Source organism: Salinimicrobium oceani, assembly GCF_012037645.1.
Map to the genome: position 1 here is coordinate 719003 of NZ_JAAVJR010000001.1, position 17847 is coordinate 736849.

A 17847-nucleotide genomic window follows, 5' to 3' on the forward strand; every position below is an offset into this window, starting at 1 on the left:
GACTATGAAGAAGTATTTTATCCTGGTCCTGGCATTAGTATGGGCTCTACCGGGCCATGCTCAGCTTTTTGGTGGCGAAAGCGTCGTGAATAACCCCAACTTTGATATGCAGCGTTTCTCGTGGGGCTATTTTCTTGGCTTTAATACCTACGACTTTGATTTTGATTACAACCGGTATATTGCCAGCCCTGCAACCGGAAAGGATTATTCTGTAGACAGAACCATTGGATTTAATGTAGGTCTTATTGGGAACATGAGGTTAAGTGATCATCTTGACCTGAGACTGGAACCCGGCGTTTCCTTTAACCGAATCAATTTCCAGTTTACAAAGGCCGATCAAAAGACATTCCGGGAGATCAACTCCACTTTTGTCCATGTACCGCTATTACTGAAGTTTTCCACTACCCGAATCAATAACTACAAACCTTTTGTGGTGGGTGGTTTTTCCACTTCCATCAACCTGTCAAGTAATGAGAATAACCCCGATGATAATTCAGAAGGGCAGTTCAGGATGACCACCAACAATTACTACTACGAGATTGGCTTTGGAATTGACCTTTACCTCTACTACTTCAAATTCACGCCTTCAATTCGTGGAATATTTGCCATTAATGATGAACTGGTGAGAGATGATGATCCCAACAGCTTCTATACCGGCAATGTAGATAAGATGTCCTCTCGCGGATTATTTCTGAACTTTACTTTCCAGTAAGGGTTCTTCTGCGGAATTCACTTAAAAAAATAGCGGTCGCAGTAGCCACATTAAGGCTTTCTGTATTTCCTGAAGTTCCGAATTGTGGAATGGTGAGCTTCTGCGTCACCAGGCTCTCAATAGCGGGCGAGATACCATTGGCTTCATTGCCCATGATCAAAAAACCTTCAGTAGGGAAAGCATGACTATAAATGTTATTACCCTCCAAAAACGCCCCGTAGACAGGAAATTTTTCCTGTGAGCCTTCTAGAAATTCAGCTAGATCTGTATAACCAATATTCACCCTGGCAATAGATCCCATTGTCGCCTGTACCACTTTAGGATTATAACAATCTACCGTGCCATGGGAACAAATAAGATCTCTCACCCCAAACCAGTCACACATCCTGATAATGGTACCAAGATTCCCAGGATCCTGTATCTCATCAAGAACAAGGCTAAGGCCTTCAGCTGAAAAATCCTTTGCTTCCGGAATATGAAAAACAGCCAGCGCCGTTTGAGGAGTAGAAAGGTTGCTGATCTTCTTTAACTCTGCTTCAGAAATATAAAAACTCTGCGCTTTGGGAGCATCAAAAATATCTTCTGTAGTATATAGGGAATGCAATAACAGCTCAGAATCAAGGAGCTCAAAAATGCCTTTTTTACCCTCAATTACAAATAGCCCGTGTTTTTGCCTGAACTTTTTTTGCGTGAGGCTTTTTATAAGTTTGATTTGGCTTTTGCTAAACATACCAAAGTTGTATTTTTGAGCACATTAAAAAGGCTACTTGAAACATATTTGGGCAAAAATATCATTAATTCTTTTAACGGCTGGTTTTCTTTCTTCCTGTAATGCTGTGAAAAGAGTTGAAGATGATCAAAGACTCTTAACTGCCAACACCATTTATGTGGATGGAGAAAAGATCTCCCAAAGAAACATCTATAATCAGCTCTACCAGGAGCCAAACACTCGGTTTCTGGGTCTGCCGCTGCAGCTTTACCTTTATAATCTCGCCAATCCCGATCCAGATACGACCTTTCTTAACTGGCTTCATAAGAAACCCGGTCGAGAAGAACAACTAATTGATCTGCTCTCAGAGAAACAGGTAGTGCGACTGGGAAATATTTACGTCAATATCAATGAGTGGATCATGGAAACGGGAGAACCTCCCGCCATTGTAACTGAAGCTCAGAGTCAGCGATCTGCGGAAAGACTTAAAGCCTGGTACTGGAATAATGGCTGGTTCAATGCCGAAACAAGCTATGAGATCGTCCCGGGAAATAAAAAACGAGCCCAGGTCAATTATTACGTTACACCCAAAGCACCTTATATCGTTGATTCCATCACCACCCGGATCGCCTCGATAGTTGCCGATTCCATTTACGAGGTGCACAAGGCAAATTCCACAATCGTTCCCGGGGTACAATACAGAACCCAGGATTTTGGCGCCGAGAGGGAAAGGCTCACCCAGTTATACCGGAATAACGGTTTATACCATTTCGAGCAGGAATATATCAGTTTTGAAGCGGACACTGTAGGAACAGCCAATAAGGTCAATGCTGCCCTCACCATACAGAACAGGGAAGCCACAGTAGATGGCGTCCAAACCAGAATTCCCTATAAAGTTCATAAGATTAGTGAAGTGAATATTTTTCCTGATTACCGATACGAGAACAGGGAGGAACCAATTACAGATACAGCCTCAAATGAAGGTTACCACCTTTACAGTTTCGGGAAACTGCAATTCCGCCCACAGGCGCTCACCGACGCTATTTTCATTACTCCGCAGACCATCTATTCGGATGCTGACAGAACCCTCACCTACAATCGCCTGAACCAGTTGAGGATCTTCAGGTATCCCAACATTCAGTATATGGAAGATCCTGCAGATTCTACGGGGACTGATCTTATCGCAAACGTGTTTCTCACTCCCAGGCAAAAATATTCTCTGGGCTTCGAATTCGATTTGTCTCAAAGCAACATTCAGAAGTTTGGAATTGGGTTTGGAGGTTCCCTTTTAATTAGGAATGTATTTAGAGGAGCAGAAATTCTTGAGATCTCGGGTCGTGGAAGTATTGGATCTTCCAAGGATGCCGCTAATGATTCCGACAGGTTTTTTGACATTACAGAGTTAGGAGTCGATGTAGATCTCACGCTGCCGCGAATCCTTTTCCCTATTTCTACAGAAAAATTTATCCCTAAGTACATGTATCCATTTACCACGCTGGGGGTTGGTGCAAGTACACAAACCAATATTGGTCTCGATAAGCAGAGCTTTACAGCAGTGATGAATTACCGGTGGCTGCCGAATGAAAATCTCACCTACCTGATGGACCTGATCAATGTTCAGTATGTTCGGAATCTCAATACCGACAATTATTTTAATGTCTATCGCAATTCTTACATAGAACTCAATCAAATTGCAACTTCAGAAAACATCAGTGCCCCCGATTCCTTTTTCGTGACAGATGATAATGGAGATCGCTTCCTGCAAATTCCGGAAGGAGCCAATGCTTTCCTCAGAGCCGCAAGACTAGGGGAAATTGAGAATCTCACTGGCACACAAACCCAGATCATGAATGACGTAAGGGAAAGAAAGAACAGGCTTACTGAAGACAATCTTATTTTCGCCACTAACCTCTCCTACATTCTCAATAAAAAAGAAAATATTTACGACGAAGATTTTTCAAGACTTCGGGTAAAATTAGAAACGGCAGGAAATCTGCTTTCGGCAGTTTCAAAATTGGCAGGAATAAAGGAAGACGAAAATGGCAGGTACAATCTTTTTGGAGTAAACTTCTCACAGTATGTGAAGACTGAGATCGATTACATTAAACACTGGGATCTGGGGCGCGAAAATGTCATTGCCATTCGAAGTTTTGGAGGAATAGCCATTCCATACGGCAACTCGAACAGCATCCCTTTCATAAGATCTTTTTTTGCAGGCGGACCTAATGATAACCGGGCATGGCAGCCATATTCTCTGGGCCCCGGAAGCAGTGGCGGCCGCAATGAGTTCAACGAAGCCAACCTTAAGATCGCTCTTAGCGCCGAATATCGTTTTAACCTGTTTGGTGATCTCAACAGCGCCATTTTTGCAGATGCCGGAAATATCTGGAACGTATTTGATGTGGTCGAAGAAGAGGCATCCACTTTCACGAGTCTGGCAGATCTTGAAGAACTGGCCCTGGGAACCGGTATCGGGCTACGATATGATTTTGATTTTTTCGTGCTTAGATTTGATGTTGGCTTTAAGACCTATGACCCTTCGAGAAGCGCTGGCAACAGGTGGTTTAAGGGCTACAATTTAGGCAAGGCGGTATTTAATGTGGGGATCAATTATCCTTTCTAACCCGACTATTTTTCTTATTTTTGTTTCCCTAACATCAATAATATGAGCCATAATATAAAACCCGGCGTAGCCACAGGAAAAGAAGTACAGGAAATCTTTGCATATGCCAAGAAAAAGAACTTTGCCCTTCCTGCAGTTAACGTCATTGGATCAAGCACGATCAATGCTGTACTTGAAACAGCAGCCGGATTGAATTCTCCGGTCATTATACAGTTTTCCAACGGTGGAGCGCAGTTTAATGCAGGTAAAGGTCTTTCCAATAAAGATGAAAAAGCTGCAATAGCTGGAGCCGTTGCAGGTGCAAAACATATACATGAACTCGCAGAGGCCTACGGTGCCACTGTAATTCTTCACACAGACCATTGTGCAAAAAAGTTGACCGGCTGGGTTGACGGAATGCTTGATGCGAGTGAGAAACATTACGAGCAGTTTGGAAAGCCACTTTTCAGCTCTCATATGCTCGATCTTTCTGAAGAACCTCTTGAAGAGAATATTCAGACCTGTAAAAAATACCTGGAGCGAATGAGCAAAATGGGAATGACCCTGGAAATTGAACTTGGCGTTACAGGAGGAGAAGAAGACGGCGTGGATAACACAGATGTTGATTCTTCAAAGCTGTACACCCAGCCCGATGAAGTTGCCTATGCTTACGAAGAACTGAGCCAGGTAAGTGATCAATTCACCATAGCTGCAGCATTTGGAAACGTTCATGGCGTCTACAAACCAGGAAATGTAAAACTCACTCCGGTGATCCTTAAAAATTCCCAGGATTTTATTTCTGAAAAATACGGAGTAGGTAAAAATACCATTGATTTTGTCTTTCACGGCGGAAGCGGTTCAACTGTAGAAGAAATCAGAGAAGCTATTGGATACGGAGTCATCAAGATGAACATTGACACAGACCTTCAGTACGCCTATATGGAAGGAATTCGCGACTACATGAACGAGAAGGGAGAATACCTGAAATCACAGATCGGGAATCCTGAAGGCGCCGATGTTCCGAATAAAAAACATTACGATCCACGTAAGTGGGTGCGTGAAGGCGAATTAACTTTCAAAGCACGACTTAAAAAGGCCTTTGAAGACCTTAATAACATTAACACACTTTAAAACCATTTTAGAACAGGCCTCAAAAATGCTATTTTTGCGGCCTTTCTTATTTAATCCCTTACAATATGGCCTGGTTTAGAAGAACACAAAAAGGAATACAGACTGCAACCGAAGATAAAAAGGACGTGCCAAAAGGTTTGTGGTACAAGTCCCCTACCGGAAAGATCGTTGATGCAGAGCAGCTGGAGAGAAATTTTTATGTGAGTCCCGAAGATGGTTACCACGTTCGAATTGGAAGCAACGAATATTTCAAGATCCTTTTTGATGATAACAAGTACACAGAGCTGGACAAAAATCTTACCTCTCGTGATCCACTTGAATTTGAAGACACCAAGAAATACACCGACAGGTTAGCTGATGCTCAGGCAAAAACCGGTCTAAAGGATGCAGTTCGCACTGCCGTTGGAAAATCAAAAGGCAAGGACCTCGTTGTAGCCTGTATGGATTTTGCCTTTATTGGAGGTTCCATGGGATCTGTAGTTGGAGAGAAAATATCACGCGCAGCCGATTATGCTCTTGAAAACAAACTTCCGCTTATGGTCATTTCAAAATCTGGTGGTGCAAGAATGATGGAAGCAGCCTATTCCCTAATGCAGCTGGCAAAAACTTCGGCTAAACTGGCACAACTGGCAGATGCAAAAATACCTTACATCTCCCTGTGTACAGACCCTACCACTGGAGGTACCACGGCATCTTTCGCTATGTTAGGTGATATCAATATTGCTGAACCTGGTGCTTTGATAGGTTTTGCAGGTCCTCGTGTGGTAAAGGATACTACAGGTAAAGACCTGCCCGAAGATTTCCAGACGGCAGAATTTCTGAAAGAACATGGTTTCCTTGACTTTATCACAAAACGATCTGAGCTTAAGAACAAGGTAAATCTCTATATCGACCTTATTCTTAATCAGCCGGTAAGGTCTTGAAAATGACATTTTTGAGGGCTAATCAGAAAAGTGCAAAATTGCCTTTCTAATAGTTAATATTGTATTATATTTGCGCCCTGGCAGAAAAACTGCCAATACATAAAAATCATTTAAAATAATATTGGAATGTATTTGAATAAGGAAGCAAAAGAAGAACTTTTTGCAAAACACGGGAAAGGGAAGAACGACACTGGTTCTGCTGAAGGGCAAATCGCATTGTTCACACACCGTATCGAACATTTGACGCAGCACTTAAAAAATAACCGTAAGGATTATAATACAGAGCGGTCACTAGTTAAACTAGTAGGTAAGAGAAGAAGCCTGCTCGATTATTTAATAAAGAAGGATATCACAAGATATCGTGCTATTGTTAAAGAATTAGGTTTAAGAAAATAATTAAAAAGGGGCTCTTGCGGCCCCTTTTTTTATACCATTTCTTCTTTTAAAGCAGCTTTTATAAAAAATTAGTATTCATTTTTCTTTTCCCTTGAAAAATCTATGTAATTTTTAACCTGAAAAAATTCAGTAATAAAAGCTCATTTTTGTCACTTATGTTTTTTGAACTCATTAAGTGAGAAACAAAAGGCAGTTTTTCATTGGTCTTCACAACCCACAACAACAACACAACTGTCCCGTTCAGACTTAACGGGAGACCATTGTTTAACAAACCTGCAAATGAGCAGGAGTAGAATTAAAATTTATGATTCCAAAGACATTTAAAGAGGTTATCGACCTTGGAGACGGCAGGACCATCTCCCTCGAGACCGGAAAATTGGCAAAACAGGCCCACGGTTCTGTTGTTGTTCAAATGGGAGATGCAATGTTGCTTTGTACCGTAGTATCTAACTACAACAAAAGCACAGCCGACTTCTTTCCACTAACCGTAGATTACAGAGAAAAATTTGCAGCTGCAGGAAGATATCCTGGTGGATTTTTCAAAAGAGAAGCCCGTCCAAGTGATGGTGAAGTTCTTGTAATGAGAATTGTAGACCGCGTATTGCGTCCACTTTTCCCTTCAGACTATCGTTACGAAACTCAGGTGATGATCCAGCTGATGTCTCATGACGAGGAGGTAATGCCCGATGCCCTTGCAGGACTGGCAGCATCTGCCGCTATCCAGCTTTCAGACATTCCTTTCGAAACAGCAATTTCTGAAGCCCGTGTGGGAAGGATCAATGGAGAATTCGTGATCAACCCAAGCCGCAGCCAGCTGGCAGAATCTGATATCGATATGATCATTGGTGCATCTGCAGATTCTGTGATGATGGTAGAAGGAGAAATGAAGGAGATCAGCGAGGAAGAAATGGCCGATGCTATCAAATTCGCTCATGAAGCGATCAAAGGACAGATCGAAGCTCAAAATCGCCTTGCCGACGCCTTCGGAAGAAAAGAAACCAGAACGTATGCAGTAGCAGAGTCTGATGAAGATCTTTATGCCAAGGTTCGCGAAACTGCATATCAGAAAATTTATGACATCGCTAAAGGAGCACATAGCAAACATGAGCGCAGCGATGCATTTTCAGCCGTTAAGGATGAGGTACTGGCAATGTTCTCTGAAGAAGAACTTGAAGAGAAGAAAGATCTTATCAAGACCTACTTCAATAAAGTAGAAAAAGAAGCCGTACGAGAACTTACCCTTGCTGAAGGGCTGCGTCTTGACGGCAGAAAAACCGATGAGATCCGTCCAATCTGGTGTGAGATCGATTATCTTCCATCTGTACACGGTTCTTCCATTTTTACAAGGGGAGAAACTCAGGCATTAGCCACAGTGACTCTTGGAACTTCCAGAGAAGCAAATATGATAGATATGCCTACTCACCAGGGTGAGGAGACTTTCTATTTACATTATAATTTCCCTCCATTTAGTACAGGAGAAGCTTACCCAATTCGTGGAACATCACGTAGAGAAATAGGACACGGTAACCTGGCTCAACGTGCTTTAAAAGGTATGATCCCAGAAGATTGTCCCTATACTGTAAGAGTTGTTTCGGAAGTACTTGAATCAAACGGATCTTCGTCTATGGCGACTGTTTGTGCCGGAACTATGGCAATGATGGACGCAGGTATTCAGTTAAAGAAACCTGTTTCAGGAATTGCAATGGGACTTATTTCTGATGGAGATCGTTACGCTGTACTTTCAGATATTCTTGGAGATGAAGATCACCTTGGAGACATGGACTTTAAAGTAACCGGAACGGCCGATGGGATCACTGCCTGCCAGATGGATATTAAAGTGAAAGGACTGGCTTATGAAATCCTGGTTAAGGCTCTTAAACAAGCCAGAGCAGGAAGACTACATATCCTTGACAAGTTGACCGAAACTATCGCCGAACCTAAAGCTAACGTAAAAGCTCACGCTCCAAAAATGGAGAAAGTGGAGATCCCTGGTGAATTTATTGGTGCCGTTATTGGACCTGGTGGAAAAGTGATCCAGGAAATGCAGAAGGAAACAGGTACGACCATTGTTATTGAAGAGGTTGAGGAAATGGGAGTTATCGAGATCCTTGGTGTCAACCAGGAAATGATCGATGAGGTAAAGAAGCGTATCAAAGCTATTACCTTCAAGCCAGAAGTCGGAAAAGTATATCGGGTGAAAGTGGTGAAGATGCTCGATTTTGGTGCAGTGGTAGAATATGCCGAAGCCAAAGGAAACGAGGTGCTACTTCACGTATCTGAACTAGCCTGGGAACGCACCGAGAACGTTAGTGATGTTGTAAACATGGGTGACGAATTCGAGGTTAAGTATTTGGGAATTGACCCAAAAACAAGAAAACCAAAAGTTTCCAGAAAAGCCATTTTAGAGAAGCCAGAAGGTTACGCGCCAAGACCTCCAAGAGAACGGGATAACAACCGTGATGGTGGCAGACGTGACAATCGTGGCCGCGATGATCGTTCTAGAGGAAACCGGGACAGAAATGACAGAAATGACAGGAACTAAAACCTGAATTTATACTGTAAAAACGCCCTGCCTATCACAGCAGGGCGTTTTTTTTTTGCTCATCTTCAACAGCTTAAGTTTCCAGGAAATAATTCCTGCAGCTTCCTTTGTTTTTATTTAGATTGATTCTACATTTGCCCTTAATTTATAATCAATCCAAATAAAAATACGATGATGAGATTTCTACCCCTTCTCAGTTTCATGTTCTTTAGTATACTGGCAACTGCACAAACAGCTTCCCTCTCGGGTAAGGTGACAGGTCCCCAGAATGAAGAGGTGCCTTATGCAGCACTAAGCTTTGAAAATTCAGCTATTACCAGCACTGCAGGTGCAGATGGTTCTTACAATTTTTCAGCATTAACCCCCGGAAATTATGCACTCCAAGTCACCGCCCCGGGATACGTTTCCACCACTCAAAAATTCAGCCTTGCGGCAGGACAAAAAAAGGTCCTGAATATCGTTCTTGAAGAAGAACTTAAGAATCTTGATGAGGTGGTGATCACGACAAACCGCCGTACCGAGACTCTTGATGAAGTTCCTTCTTCAGTTTCAGTATTGAGTTCCAAGGAGATCGAAAGACTCAGTTTGACCAGCAACTCTATTGCCGATATCATGAATGAAGTTCCGGGATTAGCAATCAGCACCAGTCAAACAAGCAGCACAGGCCAAACCTTAAGAGGAAGGAAAATGCTGATTCTCATTGATGGAATTCCGCAATCCACTCCCCTGCGTAATGGGAGCCGCGATGTTAACACCATAGATCCTAATGTTATTGAACGTATCGAGATCATCAAAGGTGCAACCGCGATATACGGTAATGGTGCAGATGGTGGAATTATCAACTACATCACCAAAACTCCAAAGGCTTACAAGAAATTCGAAAGTACCACCGAACTTAGTAGCGGGATCTCTCTTGTAAATCCTGAACACAGTCTTAGTTCAAAGCTGTCCCAGACTTTTGCAGGACAGGCAGGTGACCTTGGTTATGTTGCCAACGCCAGCTTCGGGCAGACCGGAATTTTTAGAGATGCCAATGGGGAGGTGATTTCTCCTTCTTATGGGCTGGGAGAAACCAATCAGTATAATTTCTTCGGAAAACTCAACTATGCCATAGATCATAACAATGCGGTAGAATTCATGTACAACTACTTCAGCAGTAATCAGGATACAGAATACATTAATCAGCCAGGTGTGTATGGTGAAAGACCGGCCATTGGTGTGATAGGTGAAGAACTGGGCGTGGACCAGGGAAACAGGTACAATCACAACGGACAGCTTACCTATAACTCCTTCAATCTTTTTGGAGATACAGATCTCAATGCCAATTTATATTTTCAGGATTTCAAAACCGTTTACGGGTATTCCCCTTTCTTCTTTAACAGTGATACCGGCTATGAAGGCGGGCAATCCATGATAGAGTCAGATAAAAAAGGGATCCGTGCTAATTTCAGAACACCTTACGCTTTTGGATCAGAGGTATCTGGAGATATTCTTTATGGAATTGACATCCTGAACGATGTTACCTCACAACACCTTGTAGATGGCAGGTTGTGGGTGCCAGAAGTAGATATGAAAAACTTTGCGCCATACGCACAGCTTAAGACCCTGTACAATGATTTCGTATTAAAGGCGGGTATTCGTTTTGAGAACATCAATATTGATATCCCAGATTATACTACCATTTTCATTATGCCAAATGGCGGAACTGCCCAGGGGAATGTTGCCGTTGAAGGAGGGGAACTTAAATATGACGCCACCACTTTCAATGCGGGATTAAGATATAACCGATGGGCACAATTCAAGCCTTTTGTAAGTTTCTCTCAAAGTTTTTCTATCGCTGATCTTGGACGTACCTTAAGAAGTGCAACTGCCAATACCGTAGGGCAAATATCTTCTGAAGCTGTGATCGCTAATAATTATGAGATCGGTTTTAACAGTCACTTCGGAAACACCTCGCTTAGCGGAGCATATTACATAAGCACCTCAGAACTTGGTGCAACTTACCTTGAGGTGGACGGAATTTTCCAAATTGCCCGTCAGCCCGAAAAAGTATATGGTTATGAAGTTGCGCTGGATACAAGGCTGCTTGAAAACCTCACTTTTGGAACCTCAGTTTCTTATGTAGAAGGGAAACTCGATGCAGCCAACAATGGAGAATACGACACCTATATGAACGGGGACAGAATTCCCCCGGTAAAGGTAGCCAGTTACCTTAGCTACAATGTTAACAAGCTTAATCTAAGATTGTCTCACATTTACAGTGGTAACAGAGAGAAGTTTGATCCAAGAACCAATGGCACCTATGTTTATGGCCAGGGCCCTGTTGATGCCTTCAATCTTGTGAGCCTTACGGCAAATTACAATTTAACGGCCAATACCCTGTTGAGCCTTGGAGTTCAAAACCTCCTGAACGAGGATTATTATCTTCCTATTTCTCAATGGGACGCGCGACCAGATAACTACATTAAAGGAAATGGAGCGCACTTGAACATGTCTTTAAAGGTGAATCTCTAATAGAAAACAACAGCAGCTATGGTTGGACCCATAGCTGCTTTTTTTATGAAAAATCGCAGTATTCTAAAATATCATTCTATAGCCGGCCTTATTGCAGGGCTGTTCCTGTTTCTAATGGGAATTTCGGGTGCTATCCTTGTATTTCAGCATGACATAGAAGATTTTCAGTGGAGTGAATATGTTCAGCTGGATGATTATTCGGGATTACAACTTGATCGTGGGATCGCAACCGTTCAGGAGCAATATCCTTCCTGGGATACCCGGCTTATGCATTTCGAGGAAAATGAAGCCCTCATTTTCAACCTGAGAAAGCCTACCCAAAGATTGTTCATTTTTGTACATCCGTCTACCGGAGAGATCATTAAGGAGGTGAACGAGCTGACTACTTTTACACGCTGGCTGCTGAAGTTCCATTACTCCTTCCATGCGGGACCTGTGGGAAGAATTCTGGTTTTTATCATTGGGCTGATCTTTTTATTCTCCCTTCTCACCGGAATTTACCTCTACCGAAAAAATCTGGTCAAAACTCTACTTTTTAAGACCCCTGTACTGAAGAAGTCAAAGCGCACTTTTTATTCCTCCCTGCACAGAATTATTGGCACCTGGGCGCTGCTGCTTAACCTGGTTCTGGTGATCACCGGGATCTTCCTCGCCTGGACTGTTGCCGCCTCGGGCCTCAACCCACCTGCTGCACCAGATACTCCAGTAATTAGTGCTTCGGTGGAAAGTTTACTCACCGAGATTGAAAAAGAATATCCCGATTTTACTCCTACCTATATAAGATTACCATTAAAACCCGAAGCTCAGCTTACCGTCTACGGATTGTTTGACGATGATGCTTTCTTTTATTCAGAATTCTATAATGGCATAAGAGCCAGCTATGAATCGGGAGAAATTGAATCTGTCACCCGGGTACAGGAAGCAGATCTAAAAACCCAGCTTTCCAGTACACTCATTCCTCTGCATTTTGGACAATACGGCGGGATCTGGACCAAGCTTCTGTACTGTCTTACCGGGCTTTCAGGACCTTTTTTATCCATTACCGGCTTTCTGATCTGGCGAAAAGGAAAACCCTCAAAAAAGCTAAAACAGAAAAAAAAATTTCATTATCTTTAAATCTTGTAACATTTCCAACCCTTCTTACGTATAACTAGTACAAGAGTTATTCATAATTAAAATCCAAGGAGACGTTAGATGAGACAACTTAAAATTACGAAGCAGGTAACAAATCGTGAAACTGCTTCGCTGGATAAGTATTTGCAAGAAATTGGTAAAGTTGACCTGATCACCGCAGATGAAGAGGTGGAGTTGGCGCAACGAATTAAAGCGGGTGATGACCGTGCTTTGGAGAAGCTTACGAAGGCGAACCTTCGTTTTGTGGTGTCTGTAGCAAAACAATATCAAAACCAGGGATTGACCCTTCCCGACCTTATAAACGAAGGAAATTTAGGATTAATTAAGGCTGCAAAGAGATTTGATGAGACCCGTGGGTTCAAATTCATATCCTATGCCGTTTGGTGGATTCGCCAGTCTATACTTCAGGCTTTGGCAGAGCAATCCCGTATTGTTCGACTTCCGTTGAACAAGATCGGTTCCATAAACAAGATCAATAAAACTTTTGCTTTCCTTGAGCAGTCACATGAGCGTCCGCCAAGTGCAGAGGAAATCGCAAAAGAGCTGGATATGACCATTAATGACGTAAAGGAGTCGATGAAAAACTCTGGCCGTCACGTATCCATGGATGCTCCTCTTGTAGAAGGTGAAGATTCAAATTTATATGATGTACTGCGTTCTGGAGAATCTCCAAACCCAGATAAGGAACTTTTACATGAATCTCTTCGTACAGAAATTGAGCGTGCTCTTGAGACGCTTACACCAAGAGAAGCCGATGTAATTCGTCTTTATTTTGGTCTGGGAGATCAGCATCCTATGACCCTCGAAGAAATTGGCGAGACTTTTGATCTAACAAGAGAAAGAGTAAGACAGATCAAGGAAAAGGCTATCAGAAGACTGAAACACACTTCCAGAAGCAAGATCCTTAAAACATATCTGGGATAATACCCGGTAACAAAGCAACAGTTGATTACTGTTCGTTTTTTGATTGATTGATGAGAACCCCGGCTGATTACCGGGGTTCACCTTTTTTATAAGCTTTCAAAAATGCCCTTTTTGGAAGGTCTTAAAATTTTACCTATTTTGGACCAGTAATCAATTCTTTCACCATGAAGTATAGCTTGTGCTACGTTAGTACAGTAGAACAAGATGTTTCTCAGGAAACCATAGAACAAATCCTCAAAGAAAGCAGCATCAATAATAACCGTGACAGAATAACGGGAATTCTCCTGTTTTCAAACGGGAATTTTTTTCAGGTGCTTGAAGGGAAAAAGGAAAAAGTCGAGCAGCTTTATCAAAGGATCGCCAGGGATCCAAGACATTATAATCTTATCTGCATCTTCAAAAAGAAGATCCCCTTCTCCAGGTTTGAACAATATGAAAATGAATTTCTAAGTCTGGATGCAACATATTCCTCAAATGACCTGCATCTTTATGCAGCCCAAATAGAGAAGCTGGATCCAGAGATCCAAAAATCCGTCACCTACATTCTCAGTAATTTTTGCTAAGAGAGTTTATTGATCCCAGGGAAAATTGATGAGGCCGGTAGCAATGAGAATTATGATTATGACGAATATGAAAACCGCTATAAAACATCCCATTTTTCCGTAGTTTCTTTTATTACTTCTTGCTTCTACTTCCATAGTTTCAACATTTTTGATCGGTTGTTTCTTTTAAAGATACAAAAATCTTCCTACAGGAATTCGTTGGCCACCAGGGAAGTCGTTTAGCATATTCTTGTTACTTTTGCAATTCAAAACAGCTTCATGAAAAAGAATTTAATTGCCCCTTCAGTACTTGCTGCCGATTTCGGAAATCTTCAGCGGGATGTGGAAATGATCAATAACAGTGAAGCCGACTGGTTTCACATCGATATCATGGACGGGGTTTTTGTTCCAAATATTTCCTACGGAATGCCAGTGTTGCAGGCCATTCAAAAACATGCAAAGAAAACCATAGATGTACACCTCATGATCGTAGATCCTGACAGGTATATTAAGGAATTCGCAGCTTTGGGAGCCACTAATCTTTCTGTGCATTATGAAGCTTGTACGCACCTTCACAGAACTTTACAGGCCATTAAGGCTGAAGGGATGAAAGCCGGAGTAGCCATCAACCCACATACTTCTGTAGACTTGTTGGAAGATGTGATAAAAGACATAGATCTGGTATGCATGATGAGTGTCAATCCCGGATTTGGAGGTCAGAGCTTTATAGAAAATACCTTTCAAAAAGTGCGAAAACTGAAGCAGATTATAGAGCGCAATGGCGCCTCTACCTTAATAGAGGTAGATGGCGGTGTAACCGATAAGAATGCTGCACAGCTGGTAGACGCAGGGGCAGATGTGCTTGTGGCCGGCAGTTTTGTCTTTAAAGCAGAAAATCCTACTCAAACCATTAAAGAGCTCAGCGATCTTGTCAACAGCTAAGTCAGGCGAAGTATTCGATGTGATCATTGTTGGGGGTGGCCCAATAGGAATAGCCTGTGCCCTCGAGGCAAAAAAGAAAGGCTTAAAATATCTCATTTTAGAGAAGGGTACCCTGGTAAATTCTTTGTACAATTATCCTTCAAACATGACCTTCTTTTCCACTTCCGAAAAGCTGGAACTCGATGAAATTCCTTTTATAAGTACAAATCCAAAACCACATAAACAGGAGGCGCTGGAATATTATCGGCGGATCGTCACCTCAGAGCATCTTGAAATTCACCTTTTTGAAAAGGTAGAAAAGGTAACTTCTGAAAATGGATTTCACCATACTTCTACTTCCAAAGCTACTTACAGTTCCAGAAATGTCATTATTGCCACAGGTTTTTATGACATTCCAAACTACCTGAATGTACCAGGCGAAGACCTTCCTAAAGTAGCCCATTACTACGGAGATCCGCATTTTTATGCTACTCAGAAAACTATTGTAGTAGGTGCGAGCAATTCGGCCGTAGATGCGGCACTTGAGATCTACCGCAAGGGCGGAGACGTAACTATGGTAGTCCGCGGTCCGGCCATTGGCGAGCGTGTGAAATACTGGGTGAAACCCGATATTGACAATCGTATTGACGAAGGCAGTATTAAAGCAGTTTTTAATGCTGAAATTAAGGAGATAAAGGAAAGAGAAGTGGTGATCACCTCCAAAGAAGGAGATCAGGTACTTGAAAATGATTGGATACTTCTGCTCACCGGATACCGCCCGAACTTTGAATTTCTGAAGCAACTTGGCATCAGCTTATCAAATGACGGAAGAAAGATCCCGCAATACAATCCCGAGACCATGGAATCTAACGTCCCGGGAATTTACCTGGCGGGAGTCATCTGCGGCGGCACTGAAACCCATAAGTGGTTCATTGAGAACTCACGAGTGCATGCGAAAATGATTATCAAAAATATAGTTAGCAGTTAGGAGCTTTTGGCAGTTGCTATTGGCTTTTGGCTTTTCGCTGTTATTAGCATTTCTAAATTGGAATTTGGCGCTTGCAAATTGTAATTTTCCAGGTCTACCTTCGTACTTCAAAAATCGACTTCAAAATTTCCTGCTGTCATTCCGAAGGAGCTTTTTGCGACTGAGGAATCTCTTGATTTGCAATATTTCCTGTATGTAGCCTTTTTGGTTTATCATTTCTATAAAAATTAAGTGTAGTAATGAGTTAACATTTACAATGACTGTAATTCTAACCTCGTACTTCTAAACTCTAACTTCAGCAAAAACAAAAAGCCCCGGATTTCTCCGGAGCTCTCTGCCTTTCTAATTCACCAACAGTTAATCAACTATAATTTGTTTTGTATAGGTTTGTCCGTTGCTGGCAGTAACTTTTATGAAATAGCTACCACTTGGAATTCCGTCTCTGTTAAAGGTCACCTCATATCCCTGATTCGCACTAACTTTCCCATTGAAAAGGTTAGCAACTTTCCGGTTACTGAAGTCAAAAACTTCTACCACTGCCGTAGCATCGGCACCAAAGCTGAATCTCACCAGGGCTTCTGTTCTCACCGGGTTTGGCGCAATACTCATGGAAGTCAAGATCTCCACCACCGGCTCAAACGTCTGAACAACAGTAGCTTCCTGTTGAGCTTTTTGGTTTCCACCTCCCTTAGCTTGATGAATTACAATAGACCCCCCACCTAATTGAAGATTTAAATCTCCTGAAATATCAGCATTTTCCAAGGCACCATACTTATTATCATAAACCATGGCATTACCCGTTGAAATGTTCCAGATTTTTATACGGAATTTATCACTTCCTCCGCTGCTACCATTAATAGCACCATCATATGCAGACACCATAAATCCATATTGGCCTGTACCATTTACCGTCCCTTCTCCACGATAGGTTGCTTTTGCGCCTGAAACTACTAAAGATCCACTGTTATGGAAACTACTTTTAAAGTTGAAGTCTCCTGCTTTAAATTGGAATTCAGTATTTCCATCTACATCAGCTCTTCCTTTTTTGTACTTAGCCACAAATCCGAAATTAGCTTTTCCTGATAATGATGGATCGGCAACATAAGCTCCTTCTGGAGAATTAATCCATCCACCACCTGTGACGAAATCAGAGTTCGGGTCGTAAATTGTTAAATATCCAAAGGATTCGGCACATCCTGAACCCGCAACTGCTTTTACGGCATATACACCAATTGCGAAAGAACTTGCATCAAAAGTAGTTGCTGCAACTCCATTGCTTCCAGTATCAGAAATTTTTGTTCCTAATAAACTACCTTCACTGTTGTAAACATAAAATGTAACTGACGCATCAGACACAGGATTATCATTTTGATCTGTAATCAATGCACTTAGCGGCGAATTAGTAGATCCTAAAGGTTGAGCTGTACTACTTGCACTGGCATCGATGGTTACTCCTTTAATCTCAAATTTATCAGATGCTCCTAAGGTTAGAGAATAATTGTCCCCGGCACTTAAATCTCCCAGCGTATAGGTATAGAAACCAACTCCCTCACCTTCTTCTCTTCCTAATGAACCTGTAAAGGAATTACCTGCTATTAATTCTTTGCTTGATGTGTAAGTAAGAACTGGATCGTCTTGGCCGCAATATTTGCTCTGACCTACATCAGGTGTAATAGTGATAGGCCTTGCAGTAATGGCAAAATCAGCCGAAGTGAAATCGATGGAGTAGTTTGTGCCTGCCGAAAGGTTTCCAACGCCAATAGCATAAGGACTTCCGGCAACGGTTTCTCCAGCTGCGCGGTCAAGCGA

At 42.2% G+C, this 17847-nt stretch carries 15 protein-coding genes; 12 read left to right on the plus strand and 3 right to left on the minus strand.

What is annotated here, in order from left to right:
• Positions 1-4 precede the first annotated feature (4 nt).
• Complete coding sequence (gene porT, locus HC175_RS03260; RefSeq protein ID WP_168137053.1) at positions 5-712, plus strand: type IX secretion/gliding motility protein PorT/SprT; 708 nt, start codon at positions 5-7, stop codon at positions 710-712.
• Here the strand turns inward: porT and HC175_RS03265 are convergent.
• The gene (locus HC175_RS03265) at positions 699-1442 is read right to left on the minus strand and encodes a TrmH family RNA methyltransferase (protein ID WP_168137054.1); all 744 of its coding nucleotides are present in this window, start codon (positions 1440-1442) and stop codon (positions 699-701) included. The two genes, porT and HC175_RS03265, sit on opposite strands and share 14 nt — an antisense overlap.
• A gap of 37 nt (positions 1443-1479) precedes the next feature.
• On the opposite strand from HC175_RS03265, the gene tamL reads away from it, so the two are divergent.
• The 9 genes from tamL (at position 1480) to HC175_RS03310 (ending at position 14150) form a co-directional block, all read left to right on the plus strand.
• Positions 1480-4044 carry a translocation and assembly module lipoprotein TamL gene (gene tamL, locus HC175_RS03270; RefSeq protein WP_168137055.1) on the plus strand — a complete coding sequence of 855 codons (2565 nt, stop codon included), beginning with the start codon at positions 1480-1482 and terminating at the stop codon, positions 4042-4044.
• Between the two features lie 42 nt (positions 4045-4086).
• Positions 4087-5154: a class II fructose-bisphosphate aldolase gene (gene fbaA, locus HC175_RS03275; RefSeq protein WP_168137056.1), complete on the plus strand. Its 1068-nt coding sequence runs from the start codon at positions 4087-4089 to the stop codon at positions 5152-5154.
• A gap of 65 nt (positions 5155-5219) precedes the next feature.
• Positions 5220-6077 carry an acetyl-CoA carboxylase, carboxyltransferase subunit beta gene (accD, locus tag HC175_RS03280; RefSeq protein WP_168137057.1) on the plus strand — a complete coding sequence of 286 codons (858 nt, stop codon included), beginning with the start codon at positions 5220-5222 and terminating at the stop codon, positions 6075-6077.
• A gap of 126 nt (positions 6078-6203) precedes the next feature.
• Positions 6204-6473: a 30S ribosomal protein S15 gene (gene rpsO / locus HC175_RS03285; RefSeq protein WP_168137058.1), complete on the plus strand. Its 270-nt coding sequence runs from the start codon at positions 6204-6206 to the stop codon at positions 6471-6473.
• A 304-nt stretch (positions 6474-6777) separates the two neighbouring features.
• The gene (locus tag HC175_RS03290; protein ID WP_168137059.1) at positions 6778-9015 is read left to right on the plus strand and encodes a polyribonucleotide nucleotidyltransferase; all 2238 of its coding nucleotides are present in this window, start codon (positions 6778-6780) and stop codon (positions 9013-9015) included.
• Positions 9016-9186: 171 nt separating this feature from the next.
• Positions 9187-11529, plus strand: coding sequence for a TonB-dependent receptor (locus HC175_RS03295; protein ID WP_168137060.1), 2343 nt, complete (start codon positions 9187-9189; stop codon positions 11527-11529).
• Between the two features lie 18 nt (positions 11530-11547).
• Positions 11548-12645 (plus strand): PepSY-associated TM helix domain-containing protein, encoded by a 1098-nt coding sequence (locus HC175_RS03300; RefSeq protein WP_168137061.1) that lies wholly within the window; start codon positions 11548-11550, stop codon positions 12643-12645.
• Between the two features lie 78 nt (positions 12646-12723).
• Complete coding sequence (locus HC175_RS03305) at positions 12724-13587, plus strand: sigma-70 family RNA polymerase sigma factor (protein ID WP_011708302.1); 864 nt, start codon at positions 12724-12726, stop codon at positions 13585-13587.
• 164 nt (positions 13588-13751) lie between these two features.
• Positions 13752-14150: a BLUF domain-containing protein gene (locus HC175_RS03310; RefSeq protein WP_168137062.1), complete on the plus strand. Its 399-nt coding sequence runs from the start codon at positions 13752-13754 to the stop codon at positions 14148-14150.
• A gap of 6 nt (positions 14151-14156) precedes the next feature.
• On the opposite strand, the gene HC175_RS24590 is transcribed toward HC175_RS03310, so the two are convergent.
• Positions 14157-14285 (minus strand): hypothetical protein, encoded by a 129-nt coding sequence (locus HC175_RS24590; protein WP_262887213.1) that lies wholly within the window; start codon positions 14283-14285, stop codon positions 14157-14159.
• A 123-nt stretch (positions 14286-14408) separates the two neighbouring features.
• Here HC175_RS24590 and rpe point away from each other — a divergent pair, with 123 nt between their 5' ends.
• Together rpe and HC175_RS03320 are read left to right on the plus strand one after the other, a co-directional pair.
• Positions 14409-15071 carry a ribulose-phosphate 3-epimerase gene (gene rpe / locus HC175_RS03315; RefSeq protein ID WP_168137063.1) on the plus strand — a complete coding sequence of 221 codons (663 nt, stop codon included), beginning with the start codon at positions 14409-14411 and terminating at the stop codon, positions 15069-15071.
• Positions 15058-16038, plus strand: coding sequence for a YpdA family putative bacillithiol disulfide reductase (locus tag HC175_RS03320; RefSeq protein WP_235942509.1), 981 nt, complete (start codon positions 15058-15060; stop codon positions 16036-16038). Before rpe ends, HC175_RS03320 begins: the two co-directional genes overlap by 14 nt.
• A 357-nt stretch (positions 16039-16395) precedes the next feature.
• On the opposite strand, the gene HC175_RS03325 is transcribed toward HC175_RS03320, so the two are convergent.
• A partial coding sequence (locus HC175_RS03325) for an MBG domain-containing protein (RefSeq protein WP_168137065.1) occupies positions 16396-17847 on the minus strand: 1452 nt, incomplete at its 5' end.